At 38.5% G+C, this 19495-nt stretch carries 17 protein-coding genes; 2 read left to right on the forward strand and 15 right to left on the reverse strand.

Annotated elements, in window-relative coordinates; genetic code table 11:
• Position 1: 1 nt before the first annotated feature.
• From ACZ5C4_RS16995 to ACZ5C4_RS17005, 3 genes are all read right to left on the reverse strand, one after another.
• Positions 2-895 carry a carbohydrate ABC transporter permease gene (locus tag ACZ5C4_RS16995; protein WP_464522013.1) on the reverse strand — a complete coding sequence of 298 codons (894 nt, stop codon included), beginning with the start codon at positions 893-895 and terminating at the stop codon, positions 2-4.
• 86 nt (positions 896-981) lie between these two features.
• Positions 982-2292: an ABC transporter substrate-binding protein gene (locus tag ACZ5C4_RS17000; protein ID WP_464522014.1), complete on the reverse strand. Its 1311-nt coding sequence runs from the start codon at positions 2290-2292 to the stop codon at positions 982-984.
• 160 nt (positions 2293-2452) lie between these two features.
• On the reverse strand, positions 2453-3535 hold the full coding sequence (locus ACZ5C4_RS17005) for a Gfo/Idh/MocA family protein (protein ID WP_464522015.1): 1083 nt from the start codon (positions 3533-3535) through the stop codon (positions 2453-2455).
• 466 nt (positions 3536-4001) lie between these two features.
• On the opposite strand from ACZ5C4_RS17005, the gene ACZ5C4_RS17010 reads away from it, so the two are divergent.
• The gene (locus tag ACZ5C4_RS17010; RefSeq protein ID WP_464522016.1) at positions 4002-5630 is read left to right on the forward strand and encodes a sensor histidine kinase; all 1629 of its coding nucleotides are present in this window, start codon (positions 4002-4004) and stop codon (positions 5628-5630) included.
• Entirely contained in the window at positions 5623-7182 is a 1560-nt protein-coding gene (locus ACZ5C4_RS17015; RefSeq protein ID WP_464522017.1) for a response regulator transcription factor, read from the forward strand. The genes ACZ5C4_RS17010 and ACZ5C4_RS17015 overlap by 8 nt, the downstream gene beginning before the upstream one ends.
• A 96-nt stretch (positions 7183-7278) precedes the next feature.
• Here the strand turns inward: ACZ5C4_RS17015 and ACZ5C4_RS17020 are convergent, their stop codons facing one another.
• The 12 genes from ACZ5C4_RS17020 to ACZ5C4_RS17075 form a co-directional block, all read right to left on the reverse strand.
• Entirely contained in the window at positions 7279-8586 is a 1308-nt protein-coding gene (locus ACZ5C4_RS17020; protein ID WP_464522018.1) for an MATE family efflux transporter, read from the reverse strand.
• 116 nt (positions 8587-8702) lie between these two features.
• A complete protein-coding gene (locus tag ACZ5C4_RS17025; protein WP_186876692.1) occupies positions 8703-9287 on the reverse strand; it encodes a TetR/AcrR family transcriptional regulator in 585 nt (194 codons plus the stop codon).
• Between the two features lie 199 nt (positions 9288-9486).
• Positions 9487-10431 (reverse strand): N-acetylglucosamine kinase, encoded by a 945-nt coding sequence (locus tag ACZ5C4_RS17030; RefSeq protein ID WP_464522019.1) that lies wholly within the window; start codon positions 10429-10431, stop codon positions 9487-9489.
• Positions 10431-11642, reverse strand: a complete 1212-nt coding sequence (locus tag ACZ5C4_RS17035; RefSeq protein ID WP_464522020.1) for an AGE family epimerase/isomerase — start codon at positions 11640-11642, stop codon at positions 10431-10433. Before ACZ5C4_RS17035 ends, ACZ5C4_RS17030 begins: the two co-directional genes overlap by 1 nt.
• Before the next feature lie 16 nt (positions 11643-11658).
• Positions 11659-12807, reverse strand: a complete 1149-nt coding sequence (locus ACZ5C4_RS17040; protein ID WP_464522021.1) for an ROK family transcriptional regulator — start codon at positions 12805-12807, stop codon at positions 11659-11661.
• A gap of 20 nt (positions 12808-12827) precedes the next feature.
• A complete protein-coding gene (locus ACZ5C4_RS17045) occupies positions 12828-13652 on the reverse strand; it encodes a carbohydrate ABC transporter permease (RefSeq protein ID WP_464522022.1) in 825 nt (274 codons plus the stop codon).
• Positions 13653-13656: 4 nt separating this feature from the next.
• Positions 13657-14526: a carbohydrate ABC transporter permease gene (locus ACZ5C4_RS17050; RefSeq protein ID WP_464522023.1), complete on the reverse strand. Its 870-nt coding sequence runs from the start codon at positions 14524-14526 to the stop codon at positions 13657-13659.
• Between the two features lie 66 nt (positions 14527-14592).
• Positions 14593-15921 (reverse strand): ABC transporter substrate-binding protein, encoded by a 1329-nt coding sequence (locus ACZ5C4_RS17055; protein ID WP_464522024.1) that lies wholly within the window; start codon positions 15919-15921, stop codon positions 14593-14595.
• A 229-nt stretch (positions 15922-16150) separates the two neighbouring features.
• A complete protein-coding gene (locus ACZ5C4_RS17060; protein WP_464522025.1) occupies positions 16151-16999 on the reverse strand; it encodes an AraC family transcriptional regulator in 849 nt (282 codons plus the stop codon).
• A gap of 280 nt (positions 17000-17279) precedes the next feature.
• Positions 17280-17921 (reverse strand): GyrI-like domain-containing protein, encoded by a 642-nt coding sequence (locus tag ACZ5C4_RS17065; protein WP_464522026.1) that lies wholly within the window; start codon positions 17919-17921, stop codon positions 17280-17282.
• A 57-nt stretch (positions 17922-17978) separates the two neighbouring features.
• Positions 17979-18335, reverse strand: a complete 357-nt coding sequence (locus ACZ5C4_RS17070; RefSeq protein WP_464522027.1) for a TfoX/Sxy family protein — start codon at positions 18333-18335, stop codon at positions 17979-17981.
• A gap of 207 nt (positions 18336-18542) precedes the next feature.
• On the reverse strand, positions 18543-19448 hold the full coding sequence (locus ACZ5C4_RS17075) for a helix-turn-helix transcriptional regulator (protein WP_464522028.1): 906 nt from the start codon (positions 19446-19448) through the stop codon (positions 18543-18545).
• Between the last annotated feature and the right edge of the window lie 47 nt (positions 19449-19495).

The following is a 19495-nucleotide window of genomic DNA, read 5'->3' on the forward strand; positions in this document are numbered from 1 at the left end:
CTTATCCCTCCTTCCCATTTTCATCAAATACCCAATATTTTGAAGTTGAAAACAGAATTGCCGTCAGAATACCGATAAATATCAATAAAAGCCATGCCATTGCAGAACCTCTTCCAGCCTCAAAATTTTCAAAAGTTGTCTGGTATAAGTAAACTACATAAAATAAAGTACTATTTAGAGGGCCACCTTCCGTAATAATATACCCTTGTGTAAACACCATAAATCCAGTGATCATCTGCATAACCAGATTGAATAAGAAAATAGGTGTGATAAGAGGTACTGTAATTTTCCAGAACCTCTGAAAAGAACTTGCCCCATCAATACTTGCCGCTTCATAATATGTATCTGGTATGTCTTTCAGTCCGGCTAAGAAAATCAACATAGGAGAGCCAAATTGCCAAATTGACATCAGAATCAAAGACCAGATCGCCGTATTCGGATCGCCCAGTACAGAATATTCCGTACTGACTCCAAACACATTCAGAAGTGCTTCAAATGCTCCATTTTTCCCAAATATTGTTCTCCAGACAATGGCTACAGCTACACTTTCTCCTACGATAGACGGTAGATAATAGAGTGTCCTATATATCCCCTGCCCTTTATGTTTTTTGGCCAGTAAATTTGCTACAAAAAATGCAAAAATAAGCCGTAAAGGGATGGATACAAAAGCATATAATAGTGTCACCTTCACCGACTGCCAAAATTTCCGGTCTTCAAATAATAAATATCTATAGTTTTCGAGACCTATAAAATCCGGTGCAGATAATATATCAAAATTTGTAAAAGAATAGTAAAGAGACATCCCAACAGGAAACAGCGTGAAGATTAAGAAACAGATCAGCCATGGACTAATAAAAAAGTAGCCCGCCAAATTATTTTTACGTTTTACGTGCATCTTGTTCTCCTCCTGAACATAAATACAGGACTGCTGCGCTTTCCCTTCGTTTTATCCGTATGCAGCAGTCCTGCATTTTTCACTTTCTATTTCCCTTCAAGTATCGCAGTTGCTTCTGTTCGGAACTGTTTTGCTGCTTCTGCCGGAGTAATTTCTTCATACAATACTTGTTCTTCTAGTTCTTGAAGTAATGTTACAACTTCGCCGGCGCCTTCTGGATCCGGATTGTCAATCGGACTTGAATGTTCTTTAGAATAATCCAAAAGATCAAAAATTGCCTGACTAGTTAAATCCAAATCTGGTTTTAAAGCTTCTCTTATAGTGGAAGAGATCGGCACACCGCGTTCTCCCATCATCACCTGATTTGCCTCTAAATTATTTGTAAAGAAATCAATTAACAATGCACATTCTTCCGGATGTTCTGTCTGGGCGGAAATTGACAGGAACATAGATGGCTTAATGTAACTTCCCTTATCTGCATCCGGTCCAAACATTGGAAGCACCTTAATTGTATTTTCTGTAGCATTTGCCACGGCTGCTGTCGCATTACTCCAATAAGTAACCATCGCCGCATCTCCACGTACGATCAAACTATCCTCCGTACCAGACGCTTGATTTGCTACATCAGGGGTAGGAAGGAGTCCTTCTTTTACAAGATCTAAACGCATCTGAAACAACTCTTCCATGATCGAATCATCTTCATATCCAAGCCCTTTTCCTTCCTGCGAATAAAGAGTTGCCCCTTTTGTTCTAATCCAATATAATGCCCAGTCCTCAAAGTTTGTCAGATCACATCCATAAATTCCATTTTCTTTGAACTGCCTGCATACATCTACAAAATCTTCATACGTCCAGTCTTGCGCTGGAACCTCCACGCCGTATTTTTCAAATGTTGTCTCATCGTATTCAACCGCAAATGTATTCATCCCCATAGAAAGCCCATACATCTTATCATTTACCATGCCACCGCTTAAATAACTTTCATCGACATCTGATAAATCAATTTCTTCTCCTACGAACTCGTCTAACGGAAGCAGTAAATCTTTATTCACATAGGTTTCCAAATACCTATAGTCATGCTGAAGAATATCTGGCATATCCCCAGCCGCTATCTGTGTCGACAAATTATCGAAATACTGATCCCATCCAACAAATTCACATTCTACTGTAATCCACGGATATTCTTTCTCAAACAGCTCTACAACTTCCTGCGTCTGATCGTTTCTTGCCTGAGACCCCCACCATGCAAATCGTATCGTTACAGGTTCTTTATCTTGGCCCTCTTGTTCTGATTGCACAGTATTATCAGAATTTGTTCCTCCCGTTCCCGAACATCCAGTTATACACATACCCGTAAGCAATATTCCCGTCAGTAAAAATGACACTGCTTTTTTCATACTTTTCCCATCCTTTCTAAAAGATAATAGAGAACATTAAACAACTTTTTCTCATTCTGGCGCCTTATTGAGGAACTTGCTTATGTTTGTTTTCAGTATAACAGCCATTTAAGACTGTTAAAATGTTAAAACCAGATATGCTTGTGCAAAAACCGGAGTTCTAATCAAACAATCCTTTTGCATTTTCCATATAGACAATTCTCTTTTCATCAGCAGAACGCTGCGCACAAATGGCTACATAAGCATTTCGAAATGACTCTTTCACATCTAATAATCCTTCCCTTTTTCCTCTGATTGTATGAATAAAGTCTTCAAAAATAAACGGCGGTTTCTTCTGCTCTACAGGTATACTTCCATTATTCTTCTTATTAATCAGGCGTACTTCATGCTCTCCTTCCCTGCGGATGACTTCTACAATACCTTCTGTCCCGACAACACGCATCCTGTCATCATCATGTGAATGCGTGTTATCCGGTCTGTAATAGTCTGTTGTAATCGTAGCCAAAATATCATCCTCCATTTGGAAACAAGAAGTCGTTATGCTTTCCATCTCTCCATAGCCTCTATTTTCTGCCGTTGACTGTTGCGCATATACCGATAAAAATTCCTTACCCGTAACCATACGAACCATATCAATGCCGTGTATCGTCACCCATGGTATCGTCCCACCATAGTATTTTCGTTCTCTGTAGAAATCAAGACGTTTGCCGAGACGATAGGATTTCTGGCAGTTTACCATTCTTATCTTTCCAATCTCTCCCTCTTGTATCAATTTCCAGGCAGTATAATACCAAGGATCATACCTCACCGTATCCATGGCCCACAAAATGACATTATTCTCTTTGACACACTGATACAACTTTTTTAATTCTAACTCATCTACTGCAATAGGCTTATCAGCATATACATGAATTCCTCTCTCCGCCGCCTCATATTCTGCTTTATAACGTTGCGCAAAACGATTATCCACAACCAGTACATCTGGACTTTCTTGAACTAGCATTGTTTCCAAGGCTTCGTAACGTTTCATAACACAACTTTCCTTCTCTCCATGACCACGCGCGTGATCCTCCCATCCGTCTGGATATTCCCCCTCTGTCTGCCCTGCAAAGAGAAGCAACTGCCCCATATCCTCTCCAGGATAGCTTGGGCAATATGCTGTAAACTCTAAGTTTTCTACCTTATCCTTTGCCAGAAAAGCTGTAAAAAAATGTCCTGTGTTTCCATAAAAGCATACTTTCATTGATAATACCTCCTTAGTTGCTGTTGTTTTGCGCTATTATAGCCTCCTGTATTGTTAAATAAAAGTATCCTTAATAACCCTCTCTATTTTTTCTCTTTATTTCTCTGAATTTTACACAAAATACTCTTGTCTTTTTCTTTTCATATCACTTTTTAACAGCCTATAATAATAAAAAGATACACTTTTTCTCGATGTCAAATTTACAGGAGGTATTACATTGAAAATAAGCCATATACTTACTTTAAAAATTCTCCGTCCCTTTTTTATGGTCTTTCACAATATAAGGGTTTGGTTTAGAAATCTAAAATTTCATTGGAAATTACAGCTTTTAATCCTCTTTCCAATTTTAATTAGTTATTTTGCTGCTCTAACCCTGTATGATTACTCTATAAATCTTTACGATCAGCAACTTTATGAAAATTCAGCAGCAATTTTATCATTATCCACGCAGAATATAGAAAATGAAATGCAAAACCTACTTAATTTGACCACCCAGCTTTCCACGAATGAGAATATACAGAATACAATCAATGCAATGAATAACTCAAAAACAGACTATGAGGAATATACAAACCGCCAAAAGTTGATGAATAGTATTTATGCTTCTCTTAATACGCGAAAATACATTTTGTCCGTCACCTATCTCTCTCCCGATCTGAGAGTCGATACAGTAGGCTCTGATACTTCATCTGTATTTTTAGAAAATCAGGCGCAGTCCCTGTATGATGCAGCCTTTTCTCACAACGGACAGGCAAGCTGGATAAATGATAGTTCAGGTACTCTTCTTGTCTGCCCAATCCGCGAAGTGGAAAATTTAAGCCTTCGCCCTCTCGGTACGATTATCATTCGTATTCAAATAGATAAATTAGTCCGCTTCACTATGAATTTAACTGACCTTACAGAAAACTTTTATATATACAGAAATAATAATGAACTCCTCTATCATTATGGAAATATATCTGGAAATCCACCTGATATTATAGAAAAAAATAAAAAATATTCTATCGCAGATATGAATGGTATATCTTCACTTATTGTACGGCATGATTCCAGATATTCCGATTGGAGCTATTATTATGTAATTCCTAATAATACGATCCTTGCACATTTTACAGAAATTAAAACGGTTGTTTTTTTACTGTTCAGTGGACTATATCTATTACTCACAGTGATATCCATTTGGTTCTCGAGTTCTGTTACGTTCCCAATTAAAAGGCTCGTAGTTCAAATGTCAAATATCCAGAATATTAATTTTGAAACTTCCAATTTAAGTTTCAGTCCAAACAGCAGGAAAGATGAAATTGGCCAGCTCCAGAAGAGTTACCAGTTTATGGTGAAAAAAATAGAAGAATTAATACAAAAAAACTACAAAGACCGGCTTCTTCTACAGGATACACGCTATAAAATGCTGCAAGCACAGCTTAATCCTCACTTTATCTATAACACACTGGATTCCGTATATTGGATGGCTGTCAATAAACATCAATCTGATATATCTTCTATTGTTTTTTCATTAGGAAAACTTTTACGCGAGAATATGCGTAAAGACGCTATTTCTATGCCATTGATCACACTGCGTCAAGAGTTGGTAATCCTCAGTTATTATATAAATATCCAGCAAAGTCGTTTTCACGAAAAGCTGGAATTTTCAACCGATATAACAGATGCGGCACAGGATTGTACCATCCCACGTATGCTTTTGCAGCCTCTTGTAGAAAATTCTATCAGCTATGGTGTTGAACAGACTGCCAGAACATGCAAGATCTTTCTTCGTGCATATGTACAAGATGCATTTTTTCACTTAGAAATCGAAGATAATGGAATAGGTGTTGAGAACAATCTACTTGACAAATTAAAATCTGGGGAGCGAAAACCACAGGGACACGGAATCGGTCTTTCTAATATAGAGCAACGGCTTCAACTCATTTATGGCAATAAGTATCGTTTTTGTATCAATAGCATAAAGCCAACTGGAACACTAGTCTCAATAGAATTTCCATCTTTCTGTGAATATAGTCCTTTGGAGGGCTCTCAGGACATATACGGCAGCAAAATTTTATATAACAGTAAGCAGGAGGAAAGAAACGATGTATAAGTTATTACTCGTAGATGACGAAGAAAACATAAGAAACGGGATCAAAAACAACTGCGACTGGGGTCGTTTCCATATATCAGATATTGATACTGCCGCAAATGGAATAGAGGCCTGGGAAAAAATAAAAGCCTGTCCTCCCGATTTTCTCATCACCGATGTTAAAATGCCTTTAATGGATGGATTATCTCTTACCGAAAAAGTGATGACACTTTATCCTGAGGTCCTCTGTGCGATTTTATCTGGTTACGACGAATTCGATCTTGTACGTACAGCAATGCAGCATAATGTTCAGGACTATCTTTTAAAGCCATGCAGTATTGAATCAATATATGAATTGCTGGAAAAATTAACTGATAAAAAAAACGCTCTTGAAGCTAAAAAAGAATACTTGAAAAAAATAGAAGCAGAATACTCACATATTAAATATGCATTTGCTGAACAAGTTCTGAAAGATTATATTGTAAATGCATATACACGTGAAGATGAGATTTCTGTTTATCAGGATATATACGATTTGAGTAATGCTAACCTCCGTCTACTTCTTATGCATATTGAAGGCAACCAGGATGGCAAAGCTTTTTATTCCCTGCAAAAAATATGTCGTTCCGTATTACAGGCAAACTCTATAGTATATATTTGTACTCCATGTAATGAATACCTTCTGCTGCTTATTTCCTATTATCCATTTGAAAAACTACTTTTAGACTTACAGCAGATACGCGCTTCATTCCGTCATTATTTTCCAGTTTCCCTGACAGTTACAGTAGGAGAGGAAACATATTTAAGATTACTCAAAACCTCTTACAAGAATCTCCTTATATGCGCAGATTCTCGATTTTATTCCGTTAATGACGGCATTATTACTACTTTTGACAGGCCTGATACCACCTTTTCCATGCCCACGGAAAATTTCAGTATTGAACTTCTCTGCCTTGCTATCCAACGCGGAAATACAGAAGAAATAGAGACATTGTTGAGTCGTTTGTATCAGCTTCTTACACAGTCTAAATACGATACGCACCAGATACGTGCCTATCTCACTCATATTTACGTATCAATCATCCAGCTTGCCGATACCTCTATTATTTCAAAATATTTAGATGGTATTACGCAGATAACCAATTTGACCAGCCTGCGTGAAATACTGAATTTAATTCAAAACACAGCTACAAATATAATATCTGCTATGCAATTTCAAATACAACACAGACAAAATGAGTTAATAAAAAGGATCCTAGAATATATTAATGAATATCTGACGGATAACCGTCTGACCTTAAGCTTTATCGCACATGAACTTTTATACGTGAATGTAGATTACCTGGGCAAGCTGTTCAATGCCGAATGCGGAGAAAAGTTCTCTGCTTTTCTCACAAAACGACGAATAGAACTAGCAACAGAGCTTCTCTTAAACGAAACTCATATTCCAGTAAATGAAGTGGCTTATAGAAGTGGTTTTGGATATAACTCCCAATATTTCAGTAAAGTTTTCAAAAAAAATACAGGTTATACTCCAACAGAGTATCGTGCAAAATTTTCTGGATACACATAATTTATTTGTCTTTTCTTAAGTGCTCTAACATCTTTTTTCGTTTGCGGGACAGGGGAAAAATATGCTTCCTTATTCTTTCTCCTGTCCTATTTTCTGTTACTTCTTATTCTTCTTCCCTGCCCAGACAGCCGCCGCACTTGCTGTGATATGGCTGATGAGCACCGCCGTCCATATTCCATTCATCCCCAATCCTAACTGATAAAACAGCCACGCCAGTGGTATCCTGACAATAAGATAATAGAATATCATAAGAACCATACTCTTTGCAGGCCGACCAATTCCATTCAACATTCCCAAGAAGCAATTCGTCACTGTATTTAATACATATCCGATACTCACAATCAGGAAATATCCGGCGACAATTTTTCCAACTGCTCCGTCTTTCAGAAACAGACCGGATATCTGCTTTGCAAATCCTACAACAAAAAGGGACAAGACAAATAACATTACAGTTCCTGCCTTCAAAGCATATTTCAGATATGCCATCCCTCTGTCACGCCTTTTCGCTCCGTAACATTGTCCGATAATATTCGTCAGAACCATATTCAGTGCCATAGCCGGATAAAATAAAAGTATTTCCATTTTTCCTATAACCCCATAGGCAGCTATCGCAGTAATACTTACCTGACTGACAAGAGAAGTCAGAACCCCCGTACTGACAGCCGGAATGCTTTGCTGGAATACAGACGGAATTGCCTTTTTCACCGTCTCTCCAGCTATTCTTATGTCAAAGCTTCCCAGGCGAAGGGAAAAGATATGTTTCCCTTTCAGGTACACTGCCATAAAAAGCAGACAGATTACCTGAGATAAAACCGTTGCCACAGCCGCCCCTTTCAGCCCCATTTTACTGATAAACAATGGATCCAGTCCTGCATTGAGCACTGTACATACAAGCATTGCAGCCATCTGGAACACTGCATTTCCAAAGCTTCGCAAAACAGCTGTCAAATAGCAATAAAGATATACTGTAATATAGCCAAGAATATAAATAGAAAGATATTCTTCAGCCATCTGCCATGTCTCTTCGGGTGTATTTAATATTTGCAGTATATGGGGCAGACATAATTCCAAAAATATAGTCACTGCAACAGCAAACAAAATAGCAAGTAAAAAGGACGTTGCAATAACACTGTTTGTTCGTTTTTCATCCTTTGCCCCCAATGCCTGTGAAACTAAAATCGCAACTCCATTTGTCGCTCCCATTGCCACAGAATTTAAAATCAAAATTATCGGCGTAGCGCTCGTTAATGCTGCATATGCCTTTTCCCCCAGCAGATTACCAATCCAAAGACTGTCTACCACGTTATATGCCATATTCAAAAACATGGCTGCCATGACAGGCAAAAACATAATCCAGAAACACTTTCCCGTATTTCCCCCTACAAAATCTATTTTCTTTTCCATTTTGAAATCTCCTTTTTCTTATCATATTAATGAATGAATATTATTCATTTAAACTCAAAATATATAGAAGGCATTCCTGCCCTCTATATCTATGATACATATACATAATTTGCCGTCTATTTTTTATTATCTGACACTCCCAGCATTTCTATCAAAAATGTTTTTATTTTCTGTACACGCTGTTCAGGTTCTGTATTGCGATCTAACAGTATTCCCAATTGTCCATATACACAGAACGAAGCGGCTGTCTGCGTATCCTTACATACAATTTCTCCCTTCTTCACTGCCCTGTCCAAAACCTCTTTTACCGCGGGCAACATTTTCTCGCAGACTTTCATGGACATCTGCTGATGTATTTTCCAGTTTTCTTGTCCATGGCAAACTTTATAATAGAAATTATCATCCCTTTCCGTCTCCAGAAATGTTGGCATTTCGCGGATCAACTGTGCCAGAGGTACCTCCTTATCCTTCATTCCCTTTGTCATCTGTGCAGCAAGACTTTCCGCATATTGCTCCAAAGCCGTATCAAATATTTCTTCTTTTGAGGCAAAATAACGATAACACAGCCCTTGTGCAACATGCATTGCCTTTGCAATGTCTGTGATGGAAGTCTTTTCATACCCCTTCTCATAAAATAACCTCATAGACGTATCCAAAATTTCTTGCCGGCGTTCCTCCGGTTCTTTCGTAATCCGCGGCATGTCCTTCATCCCCCCTGTTTTTAAAACACACCTGAAAGTCTACACGCCGCCCTCCAAGTGTATATCAGCTAGCCTACCTTGATAACTGTATTCCTATACTGTTTAATATGAGCTCATCTTTATTATATCATCTTCTCTTTTTTTGTCAACGAATAATATTCATTCATGTTTATTACATCACACTTCATCTCATAATTGACTATGCTTTTAATCCTTTTAAAATCCTTTCTATAAATGCTTCTTCTTTTCTGTATTCCCAGGCTGCTAAGAGCGCTGCTCCCTGCACTGGCATATACTTAGGCATACATAAATATAAACCGGATGCCGCCAGCTGTTCCTGCAAAGGATTCAGTATCAGTTCCCTGGTATGAAAAAGCCCGCCTGAATAAGATACAGCTATCTCTCTTTGGAATTTTAATTTCCGGTAAACAGTTTTTATAAGTGCGGCTAATTCCTGTGCTGCACTTATATATAGCTTCTGCGCTTCTACATCACCACTTACGGCAGCCTGATACAGTTGTTTCTGAATACTTGCTATTTTCGTACGATCATTTTTATATTCTTTTTCAAATATATCTATTATATCGAAATCCTCTTTTAGGCAGAAATACGCACGAAAAATTTCCAAAAGCGTTCCCTTCTCAGCTCTTCCATCACTTTCTTTCGTAAATAATTCTAAGGCTTTTATACCCAGCCAATAACAGGAGCCTTCATCTGAAAATAATTCACACCAGCCCCCGGCTCTCGCTTCTTCACCGTTTTTGTTCCTTCCGTATACTATAGATCCAGTACCTGCAACTAGATTAATCCCTTCCTGTAATCCCAGAGACCCTGCCCAGCCTGCCATACTGTCATTTACCACCTTCACAGGAAAAGAAGTGATTTCATGTAAACGTTGAGAAAACAGAATGTCATTCCCGGCAGACTCTCCCCAATTCGGAAAAGCAATGCAAATATATACTTTCTCCTGTATTCCTCCTAAAATTTCTTTTATATTCTCCCTTAAGACCCAGACCGTATTATCCATCCCTATTTGCTTATATGAGATTGTACCGATACGTCTTTGCCGTACAGTATTCCCTTCTTCGTTGAGCAAGAGAAAATCTGTTTTTGTCCCGCCTCCGTCAATTCCTAAAAAATGCACTATACCGCCTCCATTCCTGAGAATGTGTCCCACACAACTATCAGTGCGCGCACAAGATGAAATGCACATTTCCACGGAGTCCCTTTATCACTGTTTTTCACCTTTCCATTATATTCCAGACGCTCGTACCACTCTTTATATTCTTTATCATAAAACCTCTCTTTACAATAGATATGTTGTTCTAAAAATTCTTTCAGGTAATATGTTTCTTTTGAATAATAATAAGCAAGCGCATACGCCGCAAGAGCTTCTGCATTAGGCCACCAGACTTTCTCATTCCAAAGAGAATTGGTCTCTTTAAACCAGTCTATTGGCTCTGGTGTTTCCCCCAGCGCATCTGCATAAGATATGATCCCACCGTACTTTTTGTCCTTCCCAATACGATTCGCCCACTTAGCCAGCTCCACTCCTCGTCTGGTAATCGTGCTGTCCTGTAATATGTCGCCTGCCTTCATACAGAACCACGCTGATTCATGCATGTGCCCCGGATTGACGAATCTCCCTTTTCCAGTGCTCAAGCATACTTTATTCTTTTTTGTTACAGCCTCCAATACCACCTGATACTTATCACGTGCAAACCAATTTTCGATTTTGTTCACACATTCTCGGAGCAGGCGTTCTGTCTTTTCTATGCCAAGCACTTCTGAACATGTCTCTGTCGTCGCCAGACACGTAAGATACATGTCATGCCAGATAAAAACAGGACTCCACGTATTTTCATAGATCTCCTTGAAGTCTGGATCAAACATATTCTGCTCCATTACATCATAACACTTTTCTAATAAATCCAGATTTAAAGAAGAACGCGTCTCCTCTATCTTCAAATACTCTGCAATTCCCTGAAGAACATGAAAGTCTGAAAAGATAGAAATCGTTCCTTCCAGCACATTTCCTTTTCTGTCTAAAATATAGTTCCACCTTCCATTACCTGCATATCCATATCTTACCAAAAATTCAAACCCCTGTTTTGCATTCTGAAGCCACTGCGGATTTTTTGCCATTTTATTATATAATAAAGAATATATGTATAGCTGCCGTCCCTGGAACCATATATATTTCCTGTCATCTGTCAATGTTCCTTTCCTGTCAAAACAAGTAAGATAACCTCCATATACTTTATCGATACATCTCTCGTCCCAAAACGGCATTATATCTTCTAAAACGTGCCTTCTATAATAAGCCGTCAACTCCTCTTTTTGCACCTGATTCATATAAGCCTCCATCTCTCTATGATTTCCAAAGCATAACAATCTGTTCCTCTGCATAATCTAGCGCCACTTTTACACCTCCGATAATTGGAGCGTCTATCCCTAGCTTAGAAGGAACGACCTCTGGAACAAAAGGGCAGATCTTTTCTAGTATCTCTTTAATTTCTGCCAAATTTTTCTCTGTAAAGATCTGAGATACCCCGCCTAATATTACCATTTCTGAATTCAGCATCAATACAGTATTGGCAATGACAACCGCAATTTTCTGTATAATTTTTTTAACAATTTCCTCTGCATTTTTGTCTTTACGCTGGATATGCGCCAAAAGTCCCGCGGGACTGTCCGTCTCCCCATATTTTGAAAAAATATCCTTACATATTTCCTGTTCAAATCTTCCTGGACACACAAAGCCTTCTGTAAGTTGTTCCAGAGATTCTAGATAATATCCTAGTTCTCCAGCTGCCATATTATTTCCTTTTAACAAATATCCATCAACGACAGCTCTAGCAGCAAATCCTTCCCCATATTTAATATAGATAATATTCGTCTGCTTTTTCCCTACTCCTTTTTCTCTTTCCCCAATCAAAGCTAGTTCTACATCATTTACAATAATTGCTTCTATTCTGTATTTTTGAAAAATATGTTCTTTCAAATCTACATTTTTCCAGTCGGACAAATATGTAGAAAATAAATCATTTAAGTCATTTTGACCCGTCAGTGCTGGTACACCTATAGCAATAGCTATTATTTCTATATCGTTTTTCTTTTTCTCAATCAATGCATCTATCACCGTATCTAATTGTGACAACACCTCATTCACGCCATTTTCTATTGAAACTTCTCTTTCTTCCCAGAACTTAATATTTCCATATAAATCCGCTATACCTGCACGAACTTTTTTCGGCATCAACTCTACAGAAATTACATAGTACAGATCCCCTCTGTAGCTAAGCTGCCGCGGCTTTCTTCCCAAGGTTGTATCATCACGTCCATTTTCATATACAATCCCATTTTCAATCAAAGCCGATACATTGTTGCTTACAGCTGGCGCACTTAAGTGTAATCTCTTGGAAATCTCTTGTCTGGAGATTCCATCGTGATTTTTTATCAGCCGTAAAATAGAAAGTTTGTTTCTGTCCCCTATATCTGTTGGATTATAGATTTTCAAAGCATATCCTCCTTTGCACACTATTCTTTTACAGAGCCTGCAAGCATACCTTCCACAAGATATTTCTGTGCAAATATGTATATGATTATAATAGGCACTGTCGCAATCACTAGCCCTGCCATGATGACAGGTATATTTAATGTAAATCGTCCTTTAAATAAAGTGATTCCTACCATAAGGGTTCTCAAATCTTCATTTTGTAAAAATACAAGTGAAATTAATAGTTCATTCCATACCCATACAACATTTACAAGTGATGAGGTTATCAACGCCGGAACGGTTAATGGAACCATAATCGAAGTCAACGCTTTTCTTTTACTACAGCCATCTATTTTGGCAGCATCCAACAAAGAATCCGGAACTGTTTTCATAAAATTTCTCATCAAATATATTGTCATTGGCAACATGATCCCTACATATATTAATATAACAGATACACGTGTATTTACCAGACCAAATATTTTGATTATCCGGAACTGTGGTATGATCATAGCTACAGGAGGAACAGACATTAGGGGCACTATCATATTGAACAGCGCCCTGCTTCCCCTAAACTTCATTTTCGCAAAGGCATATCCTGCAAGCAGCGCTATTATTCCAGTAATAAGTACCGCTGCTACTGTAAGAATCATACTGTTCATAAACCATTGTCCAAACGGTTTCCCTTGAAATGCCTCTATATAATTTTGTACTGTAAAAGTATGCGGGATTCCGATCATATTACTCACATATTCTTCATGTGTTTTAAACGAATTTATTGTCATGAAGTATAATGGAAATATAATGACAATTACTAGTAGGATCATTAGCAGCTGTGGAATCATGCCTCTTCTTTTTCGCTTCATTCTATCACTCCTCTTTTCTCATAACAATCTGATGTATGATAATCAGAACACTGGCTATGAGCAGCAGTATCACACTGATTGCCATCGCTATATTAAAGTCTCCACCGCCAAACGCTTTTTTATATATCAGATATTCCAACACAAGGGTTTTATTTCCAGGCCCACCTGCTGTCATAACATATATAAAATTGAAAACCCAGCTTAACATCTCTATTAAAGTAATAATGATATAAAATTCAATAATAGATTTTGTTTGCGGTATAGTAATATGCAAGAATTTTTGAAACCATGTCGCTCCATCTACATCTGCCGATTCATATAAAGACCGATCAATAGACATCATCCTCGCTAAAAACAGGACAACCCCAAAGCCAATTTGTTTCCACATGATCACTACGGCTACACTTGGAAATGCCAAATCCGGACTTCCAAGCCAGTCCATTGCCAGATCGTTAAACCCGATTCCGCGTAAAATAGAATTTATCACTCCGTTATACTGCAACAGATAGGAAAACACAATACCGACTACAGGGATAGCAAGTATATAAGGAATAAAAATAACACTTCGATAAAACCTCCAACCCTTTATTTTATTATATAAAACGGAGGCTATCGCCAAGGATAATACTGTCAGTATAGGGACACATAAAAACAACTTTATATTATTTTTCAAAGCAATAAACAGTAATTCATCTTCAAAGGCTATTTGATAGTTTCTAAAACCAACAAAAATATTTTCATTTGCAAAGGTAGAATAAAAACTCTGTGTGATCACATAAATAATCGGAATGACAATGACTATAATTAGAATAATAAATGTAGGCAGTATATAGAAATACGGGGTAAATTTTTTCATTTTATTTTTCGATTTCATATCTGTCCCTTTCTTTTTGAAAGGGGGCTGTCGCACTAAATTATTCGTGCGTCCCCCCTTCTTCAATTACTCTTCTATGCTCCACTCTAAAAATGCTTCATGTACTTCTGGATTCTGTTCAATGCATTTAGTTAAAGCTGCATCCAATTCTTTCCCCGCTTCATCCGCTGGTAAATCTTCCGAAAACATTTTCTGAACAACTGGAATCAAACCATCTGATTCAAACATTGGCGCAAAATACAACTGGTAACAAAAATTATTGTATTCTTTCTGCCAACCTAGAACTTTCTTATCAATTTCACTGGTAACCCATTCTTCTTTAAAATTGTTATTAGGCATGATCGCATTTGCCATTTCATATAGACACTTAATATTCTCTTCCTCTTGTAAAAACAATAAGAAATCCGCAGCTTCCTCTTTATGCTTCGCACTGTTAGGAATTACGTATACCTGGCTCGGTGTAGCTACAGAATCCGCCAGTTTTCCTGTTCCAAATACAGGCGACTTAGCAAACCCTATTTTGTCAGCTCCCATAGATTTCTCTAGCGAAACTGCATAAGCTTGAGTATGAAGAGTCATAGCCGCCTTGCCATTCTCAATCAGTTGCTGCCCTTGATACAAATCTAATGATAAAATATCATCATTTATATAACCAGCCGTTTTTAACTCTACTATCTTTTCCAACCATTCTGTATATTTCTCATCCGTAAAGCTCTCTTTCCCACTCATAAGAGAAATCATATCATTTACACTGTCTAAGTTTTGTTGCCCAAGAAATATCCCAATCCATGCCGGCAAATATCCATCCTTTAGCCCCATTCCAAGTGGCGTGATACCAGCATTTTTCAACTTTTCACAACAATCCATAAATTCTTCCCATGTAGTAAACGGATTTTCAGGGTCTACTCCTGCAGTTCGCATTGCATCTTTATCATACGCAATTCCATATGTAAATCCATATGCAGGAATTCCCCATTGTTTCCCCTCCCAATTTGTCTGTGCAAGAGATGACTGTGGAATTACAGATAATTCTTCTTCAGATATATAATCGCTCAAAGGTGCAACATTGCCTTTCCATACATCTTCCATTGCCTGTGTTCCGCCCCACATATATTGAATGTCCGGTCCCTCTGATGCTGCTTCAGCAGTTCTGAATGCTGTATAAAGATTGTCACTCTCCTGAAGCACTGCTTCCACTTTGATATCTGGATTTTTTTCTTCGTAACGTTTTACCATTTCCTCCATATACGCTTTGTAACCTGGCACTTCCTGTTCACCCCAATACCAGATACTCAAAGTCATTTCGTCTGATTTTTCTGAATCGCCGTTTTTACCACAGCCCGCAATCAGAGACACGAGTAAAATCATTGCCAACAGCACAGAAATTTTTTTCATAATTTTCTCCTCTCTTTATTTAATTTAATTTATTAATATAATTAAATAATATCATAAATTATATCCATGTCAATCAAATTATCAAACTATTCCCACTATACATAAATTATTTTTAAATTTTTATCCAACAAATAGATATTTTCACAACAAAACTCCCAATATCCATCTTGTTTTCTTTCACAAAGACAATCGATAGATACTGGGAGTCTATTACAAACTCTATATTTTCCTACTTCTTTTTCACTGGCACCCAAACCTCAAATTCTGCTTTTTGGGGATCTGGGCTTAAATACCACTCTACATCCGGTCCAAAATCATACTCATATCCACTGGAAGGCAGCCATTCTGTATATATTTGTTTCTCCAGCTCCTGGATTGCCTGCGGGCATACTCCTTTTCCTGTGAACACAGCCCAGGTATGCGCCGGTACTTCATAGGTTTCCATCCCAGACAATGTCTTCTCCCCGGCAATCGCAATCATATACCTCCACTCCTCCTGGTCATTACAGATACTTACTCCCAGTATGCCTTTCTTTTCAGGCTCCATGTTAGAACAGAGTTTCGCAATCGTACCATCCTTTACTACACTATCCCACATTTTAGGAACTATTTTCATATTCTCTTCCAATTTTCGGCACAGAGGTTTTACGACTCCTGTAATGCAAAATGCTTCTTTCTTTTCCATTCTGTAATTCATTTCTTCTACTCCTTTTATTGTAATTTTGAAGGTAATAGGGGAATAAAACCGGATCGATACTCCCTCTTTCCTCATAGCGGACGGAGCAATACTATGTACACTTTGAAATGCCCTGTTAAATGCCGTCGGGGAGCTGTATCCGTATTTAAATGCCACATCTATAATCTTTGTGCTTTTATCCTGTAAATCAATTGCCGCGAGCGACATTTTTCGTCGGCGTATATACTCTGACAGTGATATCCCTGCCATATAAGCAAACATCCTCTGAAAATGATACACAGAACAGCAGCAAATATGCGCTACCTCACGATAATCTATCTCCTCCGTCAGATGCTCTTCTATATACTGTATTGCCTGATTCCAGCTTTCAATCCAATCCATTTTCCTCTCCCTTCCTATACAAAGCATATCTCCAAAACTTCCTATTTTCCTCTCTTTTTCTGCCCAAAGCTGCGAGATAACTTATACCCTAAAGGGCATACCGTAATACATTCCCTTTGGGAGGGCAGGCTTCGCCTGACAAGGTTTACCCTAAAGGGCACACCGCAATATATTCCCTTCGGGAAGGCGGGCTTCGCCCGACAAGGTATACCCTGAAGGGCACACCGTAATACATTCCCTTTGGGAGGGCAGGCTTCGCCTGACAAGGTTTAATTTCTTCTTATTTTTTGCGAACGGGATGACGCAATATTGTCCGCAGTCTGTCGGGTCTTGTTTTACGCGGATCCCCCAGATATATCTCATGGTGTTTTCTATCTGTATTTATATCTGTTTCATATCCTTGTTCCTGCATATACGCCTCCATCCTTTCGATACTTGCCGCTTCTGCGTCATATGGGCCGACATGCATTATCTGGCAGCAAAGTCCTTCTGCCCAGGTCACAAGTTTCGTCTTTGAAAAATCGATCTCCAGTTTCTTTTTCTTTAATTCTCCTTTTGCCCACTCAAAAATCTGTTCATCCACGAATTCTGGCTGACGTATCATAGAAATCCAGTTCAGCTTTTCCTTGTCTTTGATATTCTTCCCATCGAATACCTCCTGTTGGCACCACCACAATCCCTCCAAAGGAGGTACAACATAGTCAAAATATCCTTTCAGGTAGGTACCGCCCATTTTGCTCATCTTTATCCCGTATGAAAGCCCGTAAAGAATCTCAATCGATTTCTTATATTCCACACTGCTATTTGGATCCCCGCTGCCCTCCACCTGTATAAATACCATTTCCGGCACTTCAATTAGTGATGGAATTTTTTTTGGCTGGTATAGCTCTTTATATACTTTTTTATAATCTATTTTTTCCATCTCTTTTCCTCCCTATTTCTGTCACCTTCTGTTGCTTTTCCAGTTCTGCATTCCCTTTTACGTATTCTTCACAGACTTTCTTCTATGGTTTTGCCCTGCCTTCTTCTGACGTGGAAAGGGAAGTTCTTCCCATGTACGCCGTACCAATTCAGACAGCCATTTTGAATCGTCTATCTCTTCTACCAAACGATAGGAAGCAGATGCCCCTTCGTGGTAAGGATTGTCTTTTAATTCTGGATACATTTCCGTCCCTGCTTCTGTCACCTTCAAAAAAAGCTGATCTTCACAGATAATTGCCACTATCTTTCCATCTAAGAACATCCCATATTCCCCAAACATTTTACGGCAGGTAATCCTGCCTGCATTTTTCAGTTGTTCCGTTATATATTGAATAAATTCAGGACTGCACGCCACTATCTTTCCTCCTTTCCTCAGAGCACAAAATCAAAGACAAATTTAAACCTCTTTAGGCGCTTGAACGACGCGTACAGAGACGTACGCGGAGCGAAAAATGACGGCAAAGCGGCTTAAATGTCCTTCGTCGTCCGTATTGCCCCTTATACATCGACGCTAGCATAACATATAAAACATGTCATCTGTATGTCATGTTTTTAATCTTTTTCATTCATACTTCTGTTCCATCTCTTTTATTCTTTCTTTCAGCCTCTTTCTCATCTCTTCTGGCTTCAAAAGCTCTGCCCGATTTCCATAACTCAACAGCCATTCAAAAAGATTCTCTTCATCTGTAAACGTAAAGGAAAATAAAAGCGTGCCGTCTTTTTGTTCTCTAAAGCTGTCTGCTCCAAATTCTTCGATAACGCGCCATTTTGCACCTGCCTCGAAACGCACCTCTACAGTAAAACCACCAGAAAACAGTCTTTCACTGCTCATATCTAAAGCGGGAAGCTCTCGTATTTCATATTCCTGCCCCGTCATTTTAAGTTCTGCCAGTCTGTTGAGTTTGAACAGGCGGAAATCTTTTTTCCTTACACAGTATCCCCACACATACCAAGAGGACCACTTAAAAATAAGTTTATACGGCTCTATTATGCGCATTCCTTCTCCACGCGGCGAATAATAGTAAAATTGTATTTTTCTCCGACTCGTAATCGCTGTCTGAATCAATTCGATCTTAGGTGTCAAAGACGCTTTATACCAGGAGGACAGGTCAATCAAAATATGCTGGTTAGATGTTAGAATATTGGGATTTCCCACTGAAAGCTTCTCCATTATCTGCTGGTACTTTTTATTCCTGCTTACGCTCTCCAGACTCTGTAAGCCTGTAAGGATCGCCTGCATATCCGCAGAGGTCAGCAGTGTTTTATCTATTTTATACCCATCTATAATGGAAATGCCTCCATTTTTCCCCTGTACAGTCATTACCGGAATTCCTGCCTGGCAGAGATGTTCAATATCTCTGCTGATAGTTCTTCTGGAGACTTCAAACTTTTCTGCCAGCTGCGGCGCTGTGACTTTCTCCTGCGATAACAGAGTAACCAATATACCAATCAGCCGTTCCATTTTCATGTCTTTTCCCTCCTCATTTGTTCCTTTCTGCATGTATCACTTACATC

The sequence above is a fragment of the Mediterraneibacter flintii genome (assembly GCF_055387595.1).

Excerpts from the sequence above, each read along its gene's own strand:
- ACZ5C4_RS16995 (WP_464522013.1), bottom strand. The coding sequence starts at position 895 with ATGCACGTAAAACGTAAAAATAATTTGGCGGGCTACTTTTTTATTAGT.
- ACZ5C4_RS17000 (WP_464522014.1), bottom strand. The coding sequence starts at position 2,292 with ATGAAAAAAGCAGTGTCATTTTTACTGACGGGAATATTGCTTACGGGT.
- ACZ5C4_RS17005 (WP_464522015.1), bottom strand. The coding sequence starts at position 3,535 with ATGAAAGTATGCTTTTATGGAAACACAGGACATTTTTTTACAGCTTTT.
- ACZ5C4_RS17010 (WP_464522016.1), top strand. The coding sequence starts at position 4,002 with ATGCAAAACCTACTTAATTTGACCACCCAGCTTTCCACGAATGAGAAT.
- ACZ5C4_RS17015 (WP_464522017.1), top strand. The coding sequence starts at position 5,623 with ATGTATAAGTTATTACTCGTAGATGACGAAGAAAACATAAGAAACGGG.
- ACZ5C4_RS17020 (WP_464522018.1), bottom strand. The coding sequence starts at position 8,586 with ATGGAAAAGAAAATAGATTTTGTAGGGGGAAATACGGGAAAGTGTTTC.
- ACZ5C4_RS17025 (WP_186876692.1), bottom strand. The coding sequence starts at position 9,287 with ATGCCGCGGATTACGAAAGAACCGGAGGAACGCCGGCAAGAAATTTTG.
- ACZ5C4_RS17035 (WP_464522020.1), bottom strand. The coding sequence starts at position 11,642 with ATGAATCAGGTGCAAAAAGAGGAGTTGACGGCTTATTATAGAAGGCAC.
- ACZ5C4_RS17045 (WP_464522022.1), bottom strand. The coding sequence starts at position 13,652 with ATGAAGCGAAAAAGAAGAGGCATGATTCCACAGCTGCTAATGATCCTA.
- ACZ5C4_RS17050 (WP_464522023.1), bottom strand. The coding sequence starts at position 14,526 with ATGAAATCGAAAAATAAAATGAAAAAATTTACCCCGTATTTCTATATA.
- ACZ5C4_RS17055 (WP_464522024.1), bottom strand. The coding sequence starts at position 15,921 with ATGAAAAAAATTTCTGTGCTGTTGGCAATGATTTTACTCGTGTCTCTG.
- ACZ5C4_RS17060 (WP_464522025.1), bottom strand. The coding sequence starts at position 16,999 with ATGGATTGGATTGAAAGCTGGAATCAGGCAATACAGTATATAGAAGAG.
- ACZ5C4_RS17065 (WP_464522026.1), bottom strand. The coding sequence starts at position 17,921 with ATGGAAAAAATAGATTATAAAAAAGTATATAAAGAGCTATACCAGCCA.
- ACZ5C4_RS17075 (WP_464522028.1), bottom strand. The coding sequence starts at position 19,448 with ATGAAAATGGAACGGCTGATTGGTATATTGGTTACTCTGTTATCGCAG.